The following is a 16,653-nucleotide window of genomic DNA, read 5'->3' as shown; positions in this document are numbered from 1 at the left end:
GGCGCCTGGGTGTCCGGTCGATTTTCGCTCCTGCAAAATCGACATTCACGCCATCCATGGCGTTCATAAAGGCTTTGCCTGCATGGAGCTGGCATAGAGCCTACATGGACGTATTCACCCAGCACCTAAATAAGCCATGATTTTGAATCATTGCCAAAGATCTATGGAATTTAGGTGCTGGGTTCACGGCGTCCTTTAGCGGACACCCAGGCGCCGAATTTTGATCTACGACGGGTATATTGTGCCTCAACTCTATCGATACTTATGTAATTATTCACATCCCCTATCGTTCCCACGCTCCAGCGTGGGAACGGAGACTGAGACGCTCTAGCGTCTCGTACCGCTGGAGCGGTACTCAGGCATTCCCACGCAGAGCGTGGGAACGATAATTGCCGGGGACTGAATAGTTACTATAGATTTATTACAGGGCTGCTATGTACCCTAAAAAGCATACCTTTTTCAGATTTAATTTTGGCTCCGACTTATCGAGGGAGCCGAGGTCTTCTGTGAAGGCTTTGACAGTCCCTCACCTAGCGTTAGTTGAGGGACCGTGCACCCCACCCCGGCGCCTCCTAAGGCGCTGCCGAAATTTGGAGTGCGAAAGGTATATTTTGTGCGTATTCCTAAGCATTGACGCGATACGGTTTTCAGTTTTTATGATTTGCAAATTTAAAAAGGAGATTCCTAATGTTCAAAAAGCAGGCAATTGTTTTGCTGATTTCGGCTGTAACCGCACTGAGCGGGTGTAATCGGGTTTATTATGCCCAGGATGTCGACGATGATGACTTAGTGGAAGTCAGCTACGATGCGGTAGATGAGTTGTTGACACATCTTAGACATCCGTTGCCTAGAGGAAGCTTGGTTGTCGTTAACTCGTTAGTCAATGTAGATGATATGAGTCAATCGTTTTCGTTCGGTAGAATCGTTTCCGATCAAATTGCATCGGCATTTCATCGTTCAGGTTATCGTGTCATGGGTATGGAGTTACCGACCGAAATTTTCGTCAAAAATGACACCGGTATTTTGCAGTTGTCCGATGAAACTAAAGCCGGATTGGCCGAAGTTGGTGCGCAAGCTTTGTTAGTAGGCACTTTTGCGCCGGGTAAGAAAAATGCTTATGTATCGCTAAGAGTTGTCGATATCGATAGCGGATATTTTGTAGCGACTACCGATTATTCAATCGCGATGGGGCCCGATGCTAAAAACTTACTGAAAGCTAAGCCGGTAGAAGAGGAGCCAAAGGAGGAAGAAGAGCCTATGCCGATGGTTGATGAATCGATGGACGATTTCGATTTGTTTGAATGAGCCTTGGTGGCAAGTATGATGGCACCTTATCTGCATTTACGCCATCCTTGGCGTTCGTGTTGCCGTCAAACCCCAGAGGCGCCGACGCGCGTTATTTCGCCAGGGATTCACTCCGGGCTATCCTGCCCGGAGCCCTCCGGGTAAATGCAAATCCGTCCATACGAACTTTTGGCGGAATCCAGTGCGATGAATGATAATTCTATAAAAAGCATTTCACCATGAAGATCATGAAGTTAATTCAATAAGTTATTACACGCTTGTAGAGAATTTTCGCTCACCAAAAAGGTTAACGAGAATGCTTAGGTAATTTCTTGAAATCCTTCATGAACTTCATGGTTAAACTGCTGAATTTAGGATAATGCGTAGCTTCAGCTCCGTACAAGCCAGGATATCGGCAATCAATGCCGATATGACGCTGACCGGCTACAATTTGATATCAAAAAAATTAGATACGGTGCCGTGATCGCTTGGGTCATCGGCTTTTCCTTCCCTGACTAATCGGCATGTTTTGAATCCTGCTTTTGATGCGGCATCCAGCTCCTCGGTAATATCCGACAAAAATAAAATATTTTCAGGTTCGGTTGCGATTTGTTCGGCGATTGCCGAGTAAGAGGCGGTCTCTTTTTTACCGCCGATGTGCGTGTCGAAATAGCCGGAAAATAGCGAGGTTAAGTCACCGAATTCGGTATGCTTGAATAGCAGTTTTTGCGCATAGACCGAGCCCGATGAATACACATAAAGTTTGATGCCCTGATCATGCCATTCCTGCATGGCTTGAGCCGCATCGGCATAGATATGTCCCTTGAAATCGCCTTGACGATAACCGTGTTCCCAAATCAATCCTTGTAAAGATTTTAACGGCGTCACCTTTTGATCTTGATCGATCCATTGGATCATTTGTTCGATCAATGCTTCGGTATTCGTCGGGTCGTCGGTTAGTTTGGCGGCATCCTGCAATAATTCGCTAACTTTCGGTTCGTGATCATGGTTGCGAATGAATTCGGCAATATGGGCTCTAGCATAAGGAAATAATACCTCCTTGACGAAGGATAAAGATGAAGTTGTACCTTCAATATCGGTGACGATGGTTGTGATCATAAGTGTCGATAGAAAGAATATTATTCTAATTGTTGAATATAGTCGTCGAAATTTGGGAATTGCTCGGAAATGTTGCTGCCGGTGAAATTCGCGACCCAGCCGTCCGGTGTCGTGAACAGGCGAATACATCGGAAATTCGGATTTTCGCCCATGTCGAACCAATGTTTGGCGCCTGCCGGAACACTGATTAAATCGCCTTGCTCGCATAAAATGCAATACACCTTGTCGTCGACATGTAATGAAAATAGCCCTCTGCCCTCGATGAAGAAACGAACTTCGAAATCGTCATGGATGTGTTCGGATAAAAACTTTTGTCGTAATGCCTCTTTTTCGGGGTGATTCGGGCTTATACCGATAACATCGACGGATTGAAAGCCGTATTCTTCTTTTAAGCGGTCAATCGGTTGCCGGTAGGCTTGTAATATAGCGTCCTGGTCGGCATCGTCCGGAAGCTCGAATCCCGCGCTCCAACGTTCGAAACGGACATTCAGTGGTGTCAGCTGGGTTTGTATATCGCTGAAATCAAGATAAGTATTGCCGTTATTCGGGGCATTATCGGGGTATACAGTTAAGGCGCTCATCGGTTTAAGGCTCCGTACAGTCGTATTTCACAGTCAAATAAAAACTCCAACGCTTCAACATGCCTTAGCGCATCTTCGACACTCCGGCCCCATGTGTAATAGCCGTGTCCCGAGATAATATAAGCATAAGTTGATTCGCGTCGATCCATATCAGCATCGATCCTTGCTGAAAGTCTATGCATATTTTGGTCATTCGCGAAAATGGGAATGCTGATTCGCGTTTCATGTGTATCGATATCGGGTAACGCTTTCAAAAGTTCATAATCATCGAGTACCAGCTCGGTTTTAAACAGCTTGGATATGAGCGTGGCATTTAACGAATGTGGGTGTAAAACGGCTTTCACCTCCGGGAATCTTTGATATAGCGCTGTATGCAATAGTGTTTCGGCCGACGGTTTTTTACCGTCAAGGGACGTGCCGTCAGGAGCAATCAGCATAATATCTTCTGTGCTAAGTCGACCTTTGTGTTTGCCTGAAACAGTAATAGCTACATTGCCATTGGACAAGCGTGCGGAAAAATTGCCGCTAGTTGCCGGTACCCAGCCTTTGCTGTCGATAAAGCGTCCGGCTTCGATTAATTGTACGGCTTTTTCAGAAAATTCGTCGTTGAGTGTCATGCTAATAGTGTATGGATCTGAGTCAGAGTTTATTTTACCGATAATCGAATCCGGATGCTCAAACGATTCTATACCCGTCGTAGATCAAAATTCGGCGCCTGGGTGTCCGCTAAAGATGCCGTGAACCCAGCACCTAAATTATCAACCTGAATTCGGCAGTTTAACCATGAAGCACATGAAGTTCATGAAGGATTCCAAGAACTTAGCAAATCCTTCTCGCTAACCTTTTTGGTGAGCGAAAGTTCTATACAAACGCGTAATAAGCTATTGAATTAACTTCCTATTCTTCATGATCTTCATGGTGAAATGCTTTTTCTAGGATCAAAGGAAGTTAACCATAGCCAACGAGCTATGGAGTTTAGGTGCTGGGTGAATACGTCCATGTAGGCTCTATGCCAGCTACATGCTGGTCCCTCACCTAGTAGCGTTAGGTGAGGGATCGGACACCCATACGCAGCAAGCTAAAAACGGCCACACCACCCCACGTCTGCTCTTTCCAAAGTTGCTATTAAAGCACGTAGCCCGTATGCAGCGAAGCGGAATACGGGAATAGCGTGGCTCCGAGCTTCCCGGATTGCGCTACGCTCCATCCGGGCTACGCTGTTTAGACTCCCTCAACAAAGCTCATAGTTCCAGGACGTTTTTTTTTCACGAAATCCTTAGCTTGATGCGTATGGATCGGACACCCCGGCGCCTCCTCAGGGGCTGTCGAAATTTGAAGTGCGAAAGGTATATCTAAATGCTATTGCATTAGTGATAGATGAGGTAGGATCACTCCTTTTTTCACAGTAGGTTTTCAAACGGTGAAATGGATTCAGTTTTTAGCGGTGCTTATTTTTGTCTCGCAGCTTAATGCGTGTACATGGATGTATGCCGATTTCAAAGCGCCAAAAGTTAAATTGTTGGCTATTGAGCCTTCAAAGTTCGGCTTATTCGAACAACGTTTTAATATCCGTTTGCGCTTGCAAAATAGGAACGATTCCGAATTGGCGATAAGAGACATGGTCTATGCGCTGAAACTTAATGGTGTCGATTTTGCTGAAGGCATGAGCGATCAGGAAATTACGATTCCCGAATATGGCGAATATGTTGTCGAATTGCCCGTGAGCGTCAAATTAAAGACGCTTTTACGTCAATTGACTCGGCGTAATGGCGCTCCCATTCGCTACCAATTGACCGGACATCTAGGTTTAATGCGCAGCCTTATAACATTGCCATTCGATTATGAAGGGGAGGTTGATTTGGAGTTTTGATGGGGCATGCGGCATCAGCGATGAATGGATTGTAGTCGAATAGCATGAATATCGTAAGCGGCAAAATCGCAAAAGTTACGGAAAACACTATAATAAACGTTATTCAACTATTTCAATAAAGAGACTGCTCAACCATGGCCGACTCAGAAGATAAAAAAAAGTCAGTATCGCCTAAAAACTTTGCTGATGACTTAGATTCAATGCTCGATGATGCGGCTTCGTCAATCGATAGCGATGAATTAATGAATGATGATGACGCTATCGACAAATTATTGATGGATAGCGCATTTGATGAGCAAGATTTGTCCGACGACGAAGACGAGTTCGGCGAGTTATTTGCCGAAGATTCAACAGTCGGAGATCAACTAACCGATGATTTAGATGCCGATAATGACCTGTCCGGGGGAAAAGCCGATTTCGCTCAAGACCTGGAGCCGTCCAATTCTTCTGAAGATTCGGCAATGGCCGAAATCGATGAGTTTTCAGATATCGGTTTCGACGAGTTTGCAGAAACCGAGCCGGAACCGATCCCTGTTTCTTCACCGCCGGAAGAAAAGACGGAAACGGATTTCGATAGCGATGACTTTACGTTAGCGGAATTCGATATTTCTGCCCCGGAAGATGACGTCGACGAATTTGCAAAGACCCAGGACGAAAATATTGCACTCGAGGAAGAGGAGGAAAATCCTCGGGTAATGGAAGACCCTGAAGAGCTAGAGCAAGAACCGGATCCGGCGGAGCCGGACTTTGCGGTCTATGACGATGCTTCGGCGTTCCCTGAAGTGATGACGGCGGAAGAACCCCATAAAACAGTCGTCGATGATGTTATTACGACACAAATCAGTCAATTATTTAGCGAACAGGAAATTTTAAAGCAGCAATTGGGCGCAATGAGCGCTTCGACGAGCCAAGGGCAGGCCGATGAAATCGATCGTTTGTCTAAGATGCAAAACCAATTAAAAAAACAACTCGACAAAGGCGCTAAAATACCGACGATTACTTATGTGGCCATGGCCACTGCTGTTGTGGCTTTATTAACTGCCGGCGTATTCGCATACTTGGTTTTGCAAAGCGATAATGAAATCGAATCTTTGACTGAATTAATCGGTACGTTGGAAGAAAATCAAACCGAATTGAATGCTTTATTGATCAAAAACAATATGCCGGAAGTCGCTCAAACAAGCCCTGCGCCAATGGCTTCGCAAGATGCATCTATTGAAGGCGATAAAACTGAAATCATTCCGTTAACCCCGAAGCTTACCGAAACGGAAGCAAATGGAACGGTTTCTTCGGAAGCGCAATTAGCTCAATCTGCAAGCAAAACCGAGGCAACACCGACCGATACTGAAAAGAAAATCGAGCAAGAGGAGGGCTCACCGCCGGTATCCGATGTTACTAACGAGACCGGTCAAGTAGCGGCATTGGAAGCTAGAATTAAAGAATTGGAAACGAAGCTTGCTAAGGCGACCGCTCCGCCAGTTAAAAAAGCGGCAAGCAAATCGTCAGCCCCGATAAAACGAAGCCCGCCAAAATCCAAGGCGCCATCGGCCGGTTGGTCGGTGAATTTGATTTCGTTTAAGCAAGACTGGTACGCCAATAGAAAAGCCGCTGAATTTTCAAAGCAGGGGGTACCTGCCAAGGTTATTCCGGTGCAAGTCAAAGGTCAAACTTGGTATAGGTTATCGGTTTCCGGATTTAAGAGCCGGGATGAGGCATCCGCTTATGCGGCGAGGGTGAAAAAAACGCATAATCTCGATTCGGTTTGGATAGCTAGAGATTAGCTTACTCCCTTTTGATTGAAAAACCGTCTAAGAATAAAAGGTATGGGATGTGTCTATCGAGGAACGCCGTAAACCCAGCACCTAAATTATCCTAGGTAGTTAGTCATAGCCAATGAACTATGGAATTTAGGTGCTGGGTAAACCCATCCATGGGGGCTTGGCGGCAGCTCCCTGCTGCCGACATCCTCGCTAGCCACACCCCATACCTTCATAAAGTTAACCATTTTTTGAGTATAAAGGGAGTAAATCAAGTAGTTGAGTACCTAATATTTCGGGTTCCCACGGTGCTCCGCTCGTCGTTTTAAATAAGTCGTAGATACCGTCTTGCTACCTTAGGAACGAGCATGAAATAACTTAGACAACGGTTGGAAGGGGATTTGGTGGCTCGATTGACAGGTGTCGGCGGCAGGGATAGCCGCCGTCAAGCCTACACGGACGTATTCACGGCGTCCTGTCAAGCGAGTCACCAAACCGCCACAAAGCCTATTGCTTGAATAAGTTATTTTGTGCATATTCCTTAGCTAATCTGACCTCGATAACATATATTGTTACCTAACGCTCCCGGCTTTGAAATCGCGATCAGGGGATCGCTCCCACAGAGAAACCTGCCCCTTGTGGGAGCGACGCCTACGTCGCGGCTATCGAAGTCGCTAATGCTCAAACACCAATAGCGTTTCCGAACGACTCGGCAAGCTCGCGCTCGGCCGCTGCTTTTTGCACGATAGGAATTTTATACTTGTGTATATACTTCGCACGGCCACATTTTCAGTTTTCTGGCGCGCTCTTTTGTCCGGTAGTTGCATTGCGAAAACAGTTACATAGCTTAGCTTAACGCCTGTTTTCGCGCCTTGCTACCGAACAAAATGGCATTGCCATAAAAGCCGAAAACATGACCGTGCGAAGTATAACAGCGAGCGATCCTCCGTGGTAACCTATACCATGCCTGCCTAGACAAGATCCGTATGCATTCCCACGCTTGAGCGGTGGGAACGAGGATAGATTTAATTGATAACTGAGTGCGGTCATATCTTGTCTTTTACGGCAGAATTACTACAAATGTGATCGTGATTTCAGAAATCAAGTTTAATTTTCACTATTATTTTGTGGAAATTGTTAATTTCAAGATACGATCATGATGAATCGCCCCATTCTTTTTGAGCATGAATCAAGCTTAACCACAACTGAGAACAGCCGGTTCCGTATTTTTTTGGGGGTGCCGGAACGTTTATTCGACTATGTCGCACAAGACATAGACGCATTGGCTATATTTCTATCCCATGAAATAGTTCGGAAACCTCAAAACCTCAGCAATCATATTCGGCGTATTTATCTTTGCTATCGCAAGGATTGGCAGGAAGCTTTGTTTGCGGCGTTAGTCGATTTTTTGATTGTATTGGATAGTCGGGGAAGGGCCATCGCTCGGCGAATGATTCTCGGTTCGCGGTCGAAATTGACTTCGTCTCAAAGAGATATTCTCATGGCTGCGATCAACGAAGATTATGAATTCGTTGCAAAACTGCCGAGCAATCGTTTTAGTCTTTTAACTGAAGGAACGCTGGGCTGCACGCAAGTGATAGAAAAAATGAGTTCATCGGATAGCGGCGCTCGAGATCCTCTACAGTTGGCCCAAGACGCAGTCGAATATAGTCAATTAAGCGAGGCGATGGCTATATTGGAACAAGCGATGACGGAACAACCCGAGCGTATTGATTTACAAGATGCCTTATTGGAATTATACCGCTCTACCCATGATCATTCCCGGTTTGCGCGTGCTTTTGCCGCGTTGCGTCAACAAAATACCAATATGCCCGCCGCATGGATAGCATTGAATGATTATTTTAATGAGCTCAGCGATGCTAAAGAAATCAACTAAAGAAACGTTAAAAGTCGTGCTTTCCGGGATGGATGAACGCACTCGAAAAACGCTCACTTTATATCTCCAAGGTCCGTGTAAGGCTGCCGGCGTCACGATCGTCGATTTTCTTGAGGCGGACTTGGAAATCATCGATGCGGATTTGCGAGAAGGTCGGTCATTATTGGATAAACGGTTTAGCGAGACTTTGCCTCGTCCTCTGATCGTTTTGTCATTACAAGAAATCAGTCGCGAAGGGGTTTTCTATATTAAAAAACCGGTTCAAGTCGAGTCGATGTTGGACGCGCTCGATAGGATTGGAACTCAGCTTCGGCAATCACAACAAAATCGCTCAATTGCTTCGGCTAAATCCGCTCTTCCTAAAGAGAAAGAGCCATCGACGAACTCTCCTTCATCCTCTATCACTAAACAACAGGTATCGGAGCCGGCTATGAAACGGCTTGATGTCGATGCAAGCGAGCGTAATAAATCGGCTAAGCATCAAACCGCGATGCAATTAAGTGATAAAGGGTTTTCATTATTATTGACCGGGCTTGAGCCATTGGATATCGATAATACCGAGCAACTGAAGCGCGCCGCTTATAATCCGAAAGAATATTTTCAAGGCTTCGTGCAATCGGCTATCAAAGTAGCTAAGGATAGGGACCAGGTGTTGCAACTGCATACCGGCTGGAAGCAAATGTTGATCCTGCCTCGTAGCAATGAAATATGGTTGGATGCCGACGATAAGCAATTACGCGCTTTTTCCGGTTTGGCGATCAACAAAAATAGCTCCAAAAAGATGTCGATCAGTTGGCCGGACCCGAAGTTAATCCTTAACGGTGCCTTGGATAAGTTTCAAAGTATGGAAGCGATTGTATGGAAACTTGCCTGCTGGACCTCCAAAGGCCGATACCCAAGACATATCGATATCGAACGCCCGGTGTATTTAAAACAATGGCCCAATTTAACCCGCTTAGTTCTGACGCCCCATGCACTTCGAATTGCCGCATTGTTGATCGATAAACCGGTCGCTCCGATAAAAATTGCCGGGTTACTACATATAAAACCCGAATATGTCTTTGTCTTCATTAGCGCGGCAAGTGCTTTAGGACTGCTCAAACAAAGCGACAGGAATGCCGATAGCGTGATTGAGCCGCCCGAGCTTAGGCCCAGTCGCAACAAGAGCTTGCTGAGCCGAATCATCGATAAACTTAGAGTCAACAAGCCCAATGGACTAGACAGTAATGAGCCAATATAAAATTATTTTTACCGGCCCGGTCGGTGCGGGAAAAACCACTGCGATCCAATCGATTAGCGATATTGCACCGGTTAAAACCGACGCAGCAGCCAGCGATATGACCAAAAGCCGAAAAGCAGCGACAACTGTCGCGATGGATTATGGCGTAATGAATTTGGCCGGCGGAGAAAAATTACATCTATATGGCACGCCGGGGCAAGAGCGTTTTGATTTTATGTGGGATATTTTGACATCGGGCGGTATCGGCTTGATATTGCTATTGGATAATACGCGCACCGATCCTTTTCAGGATATGAGGTTTTTTTTGGAGGCGTTCTCCGACTTTATCAAGAAAACGCAAGTCGCGATTGGTGTGACACAAATGGATTTAAGTAGCCGCCCGGTAATCAATGATTATCATAAAAAACTTAAAGAAATGGACAAGAATATTCCGGTTTTTACTGTCGACGCCCGAGTAAAGAACGATGTTTCATTATTGATACAGGCACTGCTGTATTCGTTGGATCCCGGCTTGGAGGCTTGACATGGCCGATTATAAACTGTCGGAAGGTCTGTTTTTGTTGCCGACACCGGCGGGCGCTTATTATGCGGTTGCTTCGCGGGAGCAAGACAAAACCCGGCAATTTTTAAGAAGTTTATTTCGGCAACAAAGAACCCCAGCACTGACAGAAGACAGCTTGCTTACGTTAATGGAAAACGACGAGCCGAAAATCTGTTTCGAACGATTGCATCATTGCCAGAAGCTTGGATTGGTGCAAGGACTCGAACAAGCCATTGAGGCTCCGACCGGCGCATTCGAACAAATTTTGCCGAACATGCTGGGGAGTCTCACTGAAAGCGGCAAGGTGTTATTGGCCGATAATCAAGGCTTTTACTTGATTTGTCATGGTTTCGCGCATGAAACGGCCGAAGAATTGTCGGCGCTTGGTGCTGAAATTGCCTCGATACATGAGCGGCGCTCCGGATTGCTATTCAATAACATGGGCTTGAATAGTCATGCGTGGGCCGTTGTCGATGCCGCAGGGAATAGCCAGGTCGGCTTTTGGCCCTTATTTATAGGCGAAACCCGTTTTATCGTTGCAATCAGCGGCGTGCCTCATTTTAATCGGTCCGAATTCGTCGAGCTGGTTTGGGTCTTATTCAGTCGTTATGCTGCTAACCGAAAATAAAGCGACTACTCGATCCCCGCGTTAGCGACAAAAAGCATCGTTGGAGGATGAAATTATCAATCGATTTTATGATTATCTAAGGAGACTGCTATGCGAGCAGATATGTTGACTTCCGTGTTAACTGAGTTAAATGGAACATCAGCCGATATCGAAGCATCCGGTGTAATATCTACCGATGGTTTGATGATGGCTTGTGTATTGCCGGTCGGAATGGATGAAGACCGGGTCGGCGCAATGAGTGCGGCAATGCTTTCATTAGGCGACAGAACAGCCCAAGAACTGGGGCGGGGCACTCTCGAGCAAGTATTGATCAAGGGCGACAGAGGCTATGTGTTGATGACTTATGCGGGCGAAGAGGCTGTGTTGACCGTACTGGCAAAACCCAATGCCAAGCTAGGTTTGATTTTCCTTGACGTCAAACGAGCCGCTCAACATATCTCCGAAATGCTTTAGACCGCCAAGCAACGATTAGGTGACCGATATGATACACGATATGCAACCCGAGTTTATCAAGGGCGAATACCAGGAAACGATGCTTGAGCTTTACGGCGGTATTCGTCGCAGAGTGTTATATACCGAATCGGAAATACCTTATCCGGATGGCAAGTTAATCGTTTCGACAACCGACCCGGAAGGTGTAATCACGCATGTCAATCAATCGTTCGTCGATATGTCGGGCTATACCGAGGCAGAATTAATTGGCGCGCCGCATTCCATCCTGAGGCATCCCGACATGCCGGCGGCGGCCTTCAAGGATCTTTGGGATACCGTCAATCGCGGCGAAAAATGGCAGGGTTTTGTCAAGAATCTGCGTAAAGACGGCGGCTATTATTGGGTGAAGGCCACCGTGATCCCGAATGTTCGGCAAGGCAAAGTCGTCGGTTATACCTCGGTCAGAAGAAAACCTTCTCGAACCAAAGTGGAAGAAAGCATTAAACTCTATTCGGCCATGATACAACAGGAGCGCGCATGACTTTCAAATTCACTGTCAGTCCGGATTTTACGCCGGATCATCTATCCGGTTGGTATATCTTTAACACATGGTTGCAAAGGCAAACCGATTTGCCGATACATCTGGAAATGTACGACGATTTTCAATTGCAGCGAGAGGCGATTGCGCATGATCAAATCGATTTGATTTACGCCAATCCATTCGATGCAGCCATGCTGGTACGAGAAAAAGGATTTGTGCCTTTAGTGAAACCGCAAGGCGAATCCGATGAAGCGATCATTGCCGTCAATGCCGACAGCGCGATTCAATGTGTGACCGATTTAAAGCCCGGTACAAGAGTCTCCTATACCGACGATCCGGATGTTCGCCTAATGGGCATGATCATGCTCGAACCGGGCGATCTGGATGTCGGCAACATACAAGGCGTACCTTGCGATACCTATATTTTAGTTGCGAAACATTTATTGCAAGGCGATGCCGATGTCGGAATTTTCTTGGCCGAAGCCTACGACGATTTATCCGAAATGATCAAAAAACGTTTGCGAATTCTAGTGCGAAGCCAAATCGGCGTGATTCATCATTCCTTGATGATAGGTCCAAAACTCAAAGACAAAAAAGAATTACTCGAAAAGTGTTTATTAAAAATGGCCGAGGAAACAAAAGGGGCTGGCGTATTGGAAAGCCTGGGGTTTAAAGGGTGGGAAAAAGTCGATGAGGAAGAAATGGAATTCATGATCGATTTGATGGATACATTGAATGTTTAATCTGAAACTTCGTGAAGGTAACTATTCAGTCCCCCGGAAATTATCGTTCCCACGCTCTGCGCTCATCGTTATATACCTTTCGCACTTCAAATTTCGGCAGTGCCGGAGGAGGCCTCGGGGTGCTCGGTAAAGGCTTTGCCAGCATGGAGCTGGCATAGAGCCTACATGGACGTATTTACCAAGCACCTAAATTATCTATGTAATCAATCATGGCCAATAGGCTATGGAATTCATCCAGCACCTAAATTAGTCATGATATTAAACATAGCCAATCGGCTATGGAATTTAGGTGCTGGATTTAGGTGCTGGGTTTACGGCGTCCTTTGACGGGCACCCCGAGGCCGAATTTTCATCTACGATGATGATATGGACTCCTCTCACTCTGTTGGTGTCAAATAGCACCTTAGTAAAAAACAAAACAAGAGGAGTCCGAGATGAATACTAGCGTAATTGGTTTAGATATCGCAAAGAACATTTTTCATCTGTATACGTTGAATGCGGATAATAAAGTCATCAAGAAAAAACTCAAACGGGCGCAAGTCTTGACCTTCTTCGCCAATTATCCGGTCAGCACGATTGGTATCGAGGCGTGCGGCAGTAGCCATTATTGGGCTAGAGAATTAACTAAACTGGGCCATGAAGTGATGTTATTGAACGCGAAGTTTGTCAAGAGCTTCTTGGTCGGCAACAAGAATGATTTTAACGATGCCCAAGCGATTTTTGATGCGGTCGGCCGGCCCAATAAGCGGGTGGTGTCGATCAAAACCGAGGTACAGCAAGATATGCAACTGCTTCATAATCTACGCCAGGATCTGGTCAAACGACGAACTGCTGTAGTGAATCAGATTCGTGGAGCCTTGCTGGAGCGCGGCATTGCCATTCACAAAGGGGTCGATCAAGTCAGAAAACAATTGCCTGATATTTTAGAAGATGCCGAGAACGGACTAACAGCGCTGTGTCGAGAGCTGATTGCGGAGCAAGCCGAACGGTTAAGAGAATTGGATAAGGCGATTAAGGAGCAAGACAAACGGCTTGGCAGGCTCAGTCAAGCCGATGCATTAAGCCGACGTATGCTGGATGTTCCCGGGGTGGGTCCGATCACCGCCACGATTGTGGCATCTGATATCGGGGACGGCAAAGGCTATACCAGTAGCCGAGATTATGCGGCGAGTCTGGGCCTGGTTCCCGGGCAGCATAGCAGCGGCGATAAACCCCGCTATCTGGGGATCAGTAAACGGGGTAATCGTTATATCCGAACCAACTTAATTCATGGTGCACGCGCGGTGGTCAAAAACTGTGCTGGCAAAACAGATCAACTCAGCCAGTGGCTGCAGTCGCTGGTCGAGCGACGCGGCTTTAACAAGGCCGCGGTTGCCCTGGCCAACAAAAACGCCCGGATACTGTGGGCGATGACCACGAAAAATGAAGCTTATCAAGGGGCGCCTGCCTAACGCGGGCTTCGGGCCGGGTTATCCACCCTTTGCCCACCGGCTCCGAGCTAGAGAAGAGAGCTCTCCGCCCGTGGACAAAGCGTGGATAACCCTGATGAGTGCGATTGATTTAACCGAGTACACAAGATTGCGGAGGCAAGTAGACAATCATTGATGACAACAACAGGTCAGACCGGTGCTTTTACAACCCGATATACTCATAGGTTCTTAAGAAACCGTTACGATGGTTGAGGAATAGGCGCGCGGATAGATTCATCAGGAGTCCTGAGGCAATAAAGCCTCTGTTGAGAGACCGGATATATGGCTGCAATCTTGATCTCTGTTTTGACATCATTTTTTGAAAACTTGGCTTGCAATAAACGAGGAGTCCATATATGAGTATACATAAGTCGTAGATATACCGTCTGCCATCTTGGCAAATGTGACCTCGATACCCTTTATTGTTTCATAACGTAACTGACTTTCCCTCACCTAGCGTTAGGTGAGGGACGACGAAGGTGTCGCTCCCACAAGGGGCTGGATGCTCTGTGGGAGCGATCTCCAGATCGCGATCTCGGAGCCACTGATATCCAATATCCGCAGATTTATCAAACAGCACCGTTTCCAGTTGTACGATGACCTCTGTTTAGCAAGTTTACCGATATTTGTGTATAACGGCGAGCGCCGGAGCGTGGGAACGATAGGGGGTGTGAATAATCACTCGTGAAGCGCAGATAAGATATACCTTTCCAGCTTCAAATTTCGGCGCTGGATGAATAAATTCATTTTTTATTCTGCATGGTGAAATACTTTTTCGGTTAGCTCGCGCCAAATTTCGACATTCGGTTGTTTTAATAATCGTTCGGCATATTGGCCGGCCCGTTGTAAATTTGCGCGTGCTTTCGGGCTTAAATCGCTGCCTAATTCGAATTGTTCGCCTTGAATGCTCAACAAGAAACACGGCGGAGGGGGACGGTGTTTGATGGTTTGATAAACTTGCAACACGGCGGCAGGGCTCATCGCATGCGTGGTGTAACTTTTGTCATGGGCGGGTTCGAGCTCCCTGAAATCGAACGCGCCTTTGCAGGCGACCGAGGCATCGATAAACAACACCAAATCCCGGTTTTCAAGATCGAGAGCATGCTCGACCTGTAATTGAAAGTCGTTCAAAATTTCGACGGAATCCAGTTCTATTCGATCCTGAATTATTTCCATCAGTAATGGGCCGAGCGCGTCGTCGCCCCGGCTGAGGTTGCCGTAGCCGAAAATCAGAATGGGTAAGGTTTTATTCATCATGCAATCCTATCGATAAAAAATTTTATTTCGACCCGCGTGGTGTTGTGTTATATCCGTAGGTCAAAATTCGGCGCCGAATTTTGACCTACGAGTATATGAAGCCAAGTCATAGTGCCGGTGTTTATTGTCCGGTAACACTTGTGTTCACGAATAAAGGTGTTACTCTGCTCGACATTTGATAACTTGTAAAGGAGATTGGATGAAAGCAAGAGATAAGCGGCGTGGCTTGGTGTTGGTCAATACCGGCGAAGGAAAGGGCAAGTCTTCGAGTGCGTTGGGCATGGTGTTTCGCGCCGCCGGCTGGGGCATGAAGGTTTGCGTGATTCAGTATATTAAAGGCCAATGGAAAACCGGCGAACACAAAGCCGCGGAGCGTTTCGACAATATCGAATGGCATGCTTTGGGCGACGGATTTACTTGGGATACGAAAAATCCCGAGCAGGATATTAAAACCAGTCGTTCGATTTGGGAGTTCAGTAAGGAAAAAATTAAGTCTGAAGCCTATGATTTCGTATTGCTCGATGAAATCAATTATTGCTGCGGTTATCAATGGATTACCGGACAAGAAATCGCCGAGTTCATTAAAAATGAAAAGCCGTCCTGGATGCATTTAGTGCTGACCGGGCGCAATGCCGCGCCGGAGGTGATTGAAGTTGCCGATACGGTGACCCATATGACCCTGGTTAAACATGCGTATACCCAGGGTATCAAGGCAGAGCAGGGAGTTGAGTTTTAAACCGCTCTAATCATTGCCGATATTAGCGGATTAGCATAGAATTCATAAGGTATTGCCGAATGTTTTGAAATGTTTTCGGCATCATACTAATAAAAATAAACAACTTAGAGGGTACTATGTCTGAAACAACTAAAATTGTAATTGCGGTTATCGGTGTTTTTGTCGTCGGATTTATTGTCGTGGGTGTCAGCAAACAAGAATCCGTTGAAGACAAAGAGTCGGCTGCAATGATCAGGGCTTATGTCGCGATGCAGGAAATGGCATCTAAAAAATGCCCGGCCGCGATCATGAAGGAAACCGGCGAACAGGTATTTTTTCCATCCGAGACGAAAAGCGACAAGGAGTCTTACGTAACTTATAACTATCAAGGTGAAACCGATGCATTCAAAAACGCTTCTTGTACGTTGCGGATAGAGATCGGCGGTATTTCCGACTTGGTCATCGACGATAAAGTCATCATCAAAAAACAGAAAAAAAATTAGAACCTCGTAAAAGTTCAGACCGGGTACATGGAGGTACCTAGATAGTCTTTAGTTAAAATTACTTCCTCGATAGACA

The 16,653-nt window shown here is 46.3% G+C and carries 17 protein-coding genes; 13 read left to right on the top strand and 4 right to left on the bottom strand.

Annotated features, from left to right (window positions below; translation table 11 throughout):
- The first annotated feature begins 687 nt into the window (after positions 1-687).
- The gene (locus WJM45_RS13090) at positions 688-1,305 is read left to right on the top strand and encodes a FlgO family outer membrane protein (RefSeq protein WP_341325545.1); all 618 of its coding nucleotides are present in this window, start codon (positions 688-690) and stop codon (positions 1,303-1,305) included.
- A 423-nt stretch (positions 1,306-1,728) separates the two neighbouring features.
- Here the strand turns inward: WJM45_RS13090 and mtnC are convergent, their stop codons facing one another.
- Genes mtnC through WJM45_RS13075 form a run of 3 tightly spaced genes read right to left on the bottom strand, consistent with a single transcriptional unit; the run spans position 1,729 to position 3,601 of the window.
- Positions 1,729-2,403, bottom strand: coding sequence for an acireductone synthase (gene mtnC, locus WJM45_RS13085; RefSeq protein ID WP_341325544.1), 675 nt, complete (start codon positions 2,401-2,403; stop codon positions 1,729-1,731).
- A 20-nt stretch (positions 2,404-2,423) separates the two neighbouring features.
- Positions 2,424-2,984 (bottom strand): cupin, encoded by a 561-nt coding sequence (locus tag WJM45_RS13080; protein WP_341325543.1) that lies wholly within the window; start codon positions 2,982-2,984, stop codon positions 2,424-2,426.
- Positions 2,981-3,601: a methylthioribulose 1-phosphate dehydratase gene (locus WJM45_RS13075; RefSeq protein WP_341325542.1), complete on the bottom strand. Its 621-nt coding sequence runs from the start codon at positions 3,599-3,601 to the stop codon at positions 2,981-2,983. The genes WJM45_RS13080 and WJM45_RS13075 overlap by 4 nt, the downstream gene beginning before the upstream one ends.
- A gap of 803 nt (positions 3,602-4,404) precedes the next feature.
- Between WJM45_RS13075 and WJM45_RS13070 the strand changes: the two genes are divergently transcribed.
- From WJM45_RS13070 to WJM45_RS13025, 10 genes are all read left to right on the top strand, one after another.
- Positions 4,405-4,854 (top strand): LEA type 2 family protein, encoded by a 450-nt coding sequence (locus WJM45_RS13070; protein WP_341325541.1) that lies wholly within the window; start codon positions 4,405-4,407, stop codon positions 4,852-4,854.
- Positions 4,855-4,988: 134 nt separating this feature from the next.
- Positions 4,989-6,635: an SPOR domain-containing protein gene (locus WJM45_RS13065; protein WP_341325540.1), complete on the top strand. Its 1,647-nt coding sequence runs from the start codon at positions 4,989-4,991 to the stop codon at positions 6,633-6,635.
- A 1,132-nt stretch (positions 6,636-7,767) separates the two neighbouring features.
- Complete coding sequence (locus WJM45_RS13060) at positions 7,768-8,508, top strand: hypothetical protein (protein ID WP_341325539.1); 741 nt, start codon at positions 7,768-7,770, stop codon at positions 8,506-8,508.
- On the top strand, positions 8,489-9,748 hold the full coding sequence (locus WJM45_RS13055; protein WP_341325538.1) for a hypothetical protein: 1,260 nt from the start codon (positions 8,489-8,491) through the stop codon (positions 9,746-9,748). The genes WJM45_RS13060 and WJM45_RS13055 overlap by 20 nt, the downstream gene beginning before the upstream one ends.
- Positions 9,735-10,271: an ATP/GTP-binding protein gene (locus WJM45_RS13050; protein ID WP_341325537.1), complete on the top strand. Its 537-nt coding sequence runs from the start codon at positions 9,735-9,737 to the stop codon at positions 10,269-10,271. The genes WJM45_RS13055 and WJM45_RS13050 overlap by 14 nt, the downstream gene beginning before the upstream one ends.
- A gap of 1 nt (position 10,272) precedes the next feature.
- Positions 10,273-10,917 (top strand): hypothetical protein, encoded by a 645-nt coding sequence (locus WJM45_RS13045; RefSeq protein WP_341325536.1) that lies wholly within the window; start codon positions 10,273-10,275, stop codon positions 10,915-10,917.
- A 90-nt stretch (positions 10,918-11,007) separates the two neighbouring features.
- Positions 11,008-11,370, top strand: a complete 363-nt coding sequence (locus tag WJM45_RS13040; protein WP_341325535.1) for a roadblock/LC7 domain-containing protein — start codon at positions 11,008-11,010, stop codon at positions 11,368-11,370.
- A gap of 28 nt (positions 11,371-11,398) precedes the next feature.
- On the top strand, positions 11,399-11,890 hold the full coding sequence (locus tag WJM45_RS13035) for a PAS domain-containing protein (protein WP_341325534.1): 492 nt from the start codon (positions 11,399-11,401) through the stop codon (positions 11,888-11,890).
- Entirely contained in the window at positions 11,887-12,633 is a 747-nt protein-coding gene (locus tag WJM45_RS13030; protein ID WP_341325533.1) for a phosphate/phosphite/phosphonate ABC transporter substrate-binding protein, read from the top strand. Before WJM45_RS13035 ends, WJM45_RS13030 begins: the two co-directional genes overlap by 4 nt.
- Positions 12,634-13,067: 434 nt before the next feature.
- Complete coding sequence (locus WJM45_RS13025) at positions 13,068-14,084, top strand: IS110 family transposase (RefSeq protein WP_341325532.1); 1,017 nt, start codon at positions 13,068-13,070, stop codon at positions 14,082-14,084.
- Between the two features lie 768 nt (positions 14,085-14,852).
- On the opposite strand, the gene WJM45_RS13020 is transcribed toward WJM45_RS13025, so the two are convergent.
- The gene (locus WJM45_RS13020) at positions 14,853-15,356 is read right to left on the bottom strand and encodes a hydrogenase maturation protease (protein WP_341328942.1); all 504 of its coding nucleotides are present in this window, start codon (positions 15,354-15,356) and stop codon (positions 14,853-14,855) included.
- Between the two features lie 202 nt (positions 15,357-15,558).
- On the opposite strand from WJM45_RS13020, the gene cobO reads away from it, so the two are divergent.
- Both cobO and WJM45_RS13010 read left to right on the top strand, forming a co-directional pair.
- The gene (gene cobO / locus WJM45_RS13015) at positions 15,559-16,095 is read left to right on the top strand and encodes a cob(I)yrinic acid a,c-diamide adenosyltransferase (RefSeq protein ID WP_341325531.1); all 537 of its coding nucleotides are present in this window, start codon (positions 15,559-15,561) and stop codon (positions 16,093-16,095) included.
- Between the two features lie 116 nt (positions 16,096-16,211).
- The gene (locus tag WJM45_RS13010; protein ID WP_341325530.1) at positions 16,212-16,577 is read left to right on the top strand and encodes a hypothetical protein; all 366 of its coding nucleotides are present in this window, start codon (positions 16,212-16,214) and stop codon (positions 16,575-16,577) included.
- The last annotated feature ends 76 nt before the right edge of the window (positions 16,578-16,653 follow it).

This window comes from Methylotuvimicrobium sp. KM2 (assembly GCF_038051925.1).
Taxonomy (GTDB): Bacteria; Pseudomonadota; Gammaproteobacteria; order Methylococcales; family Methylomonadaceae; genus Methylotuvimicrobium.
This window is presented reverse-complemented; position numbering and strand designations above follow the sequence as displayed.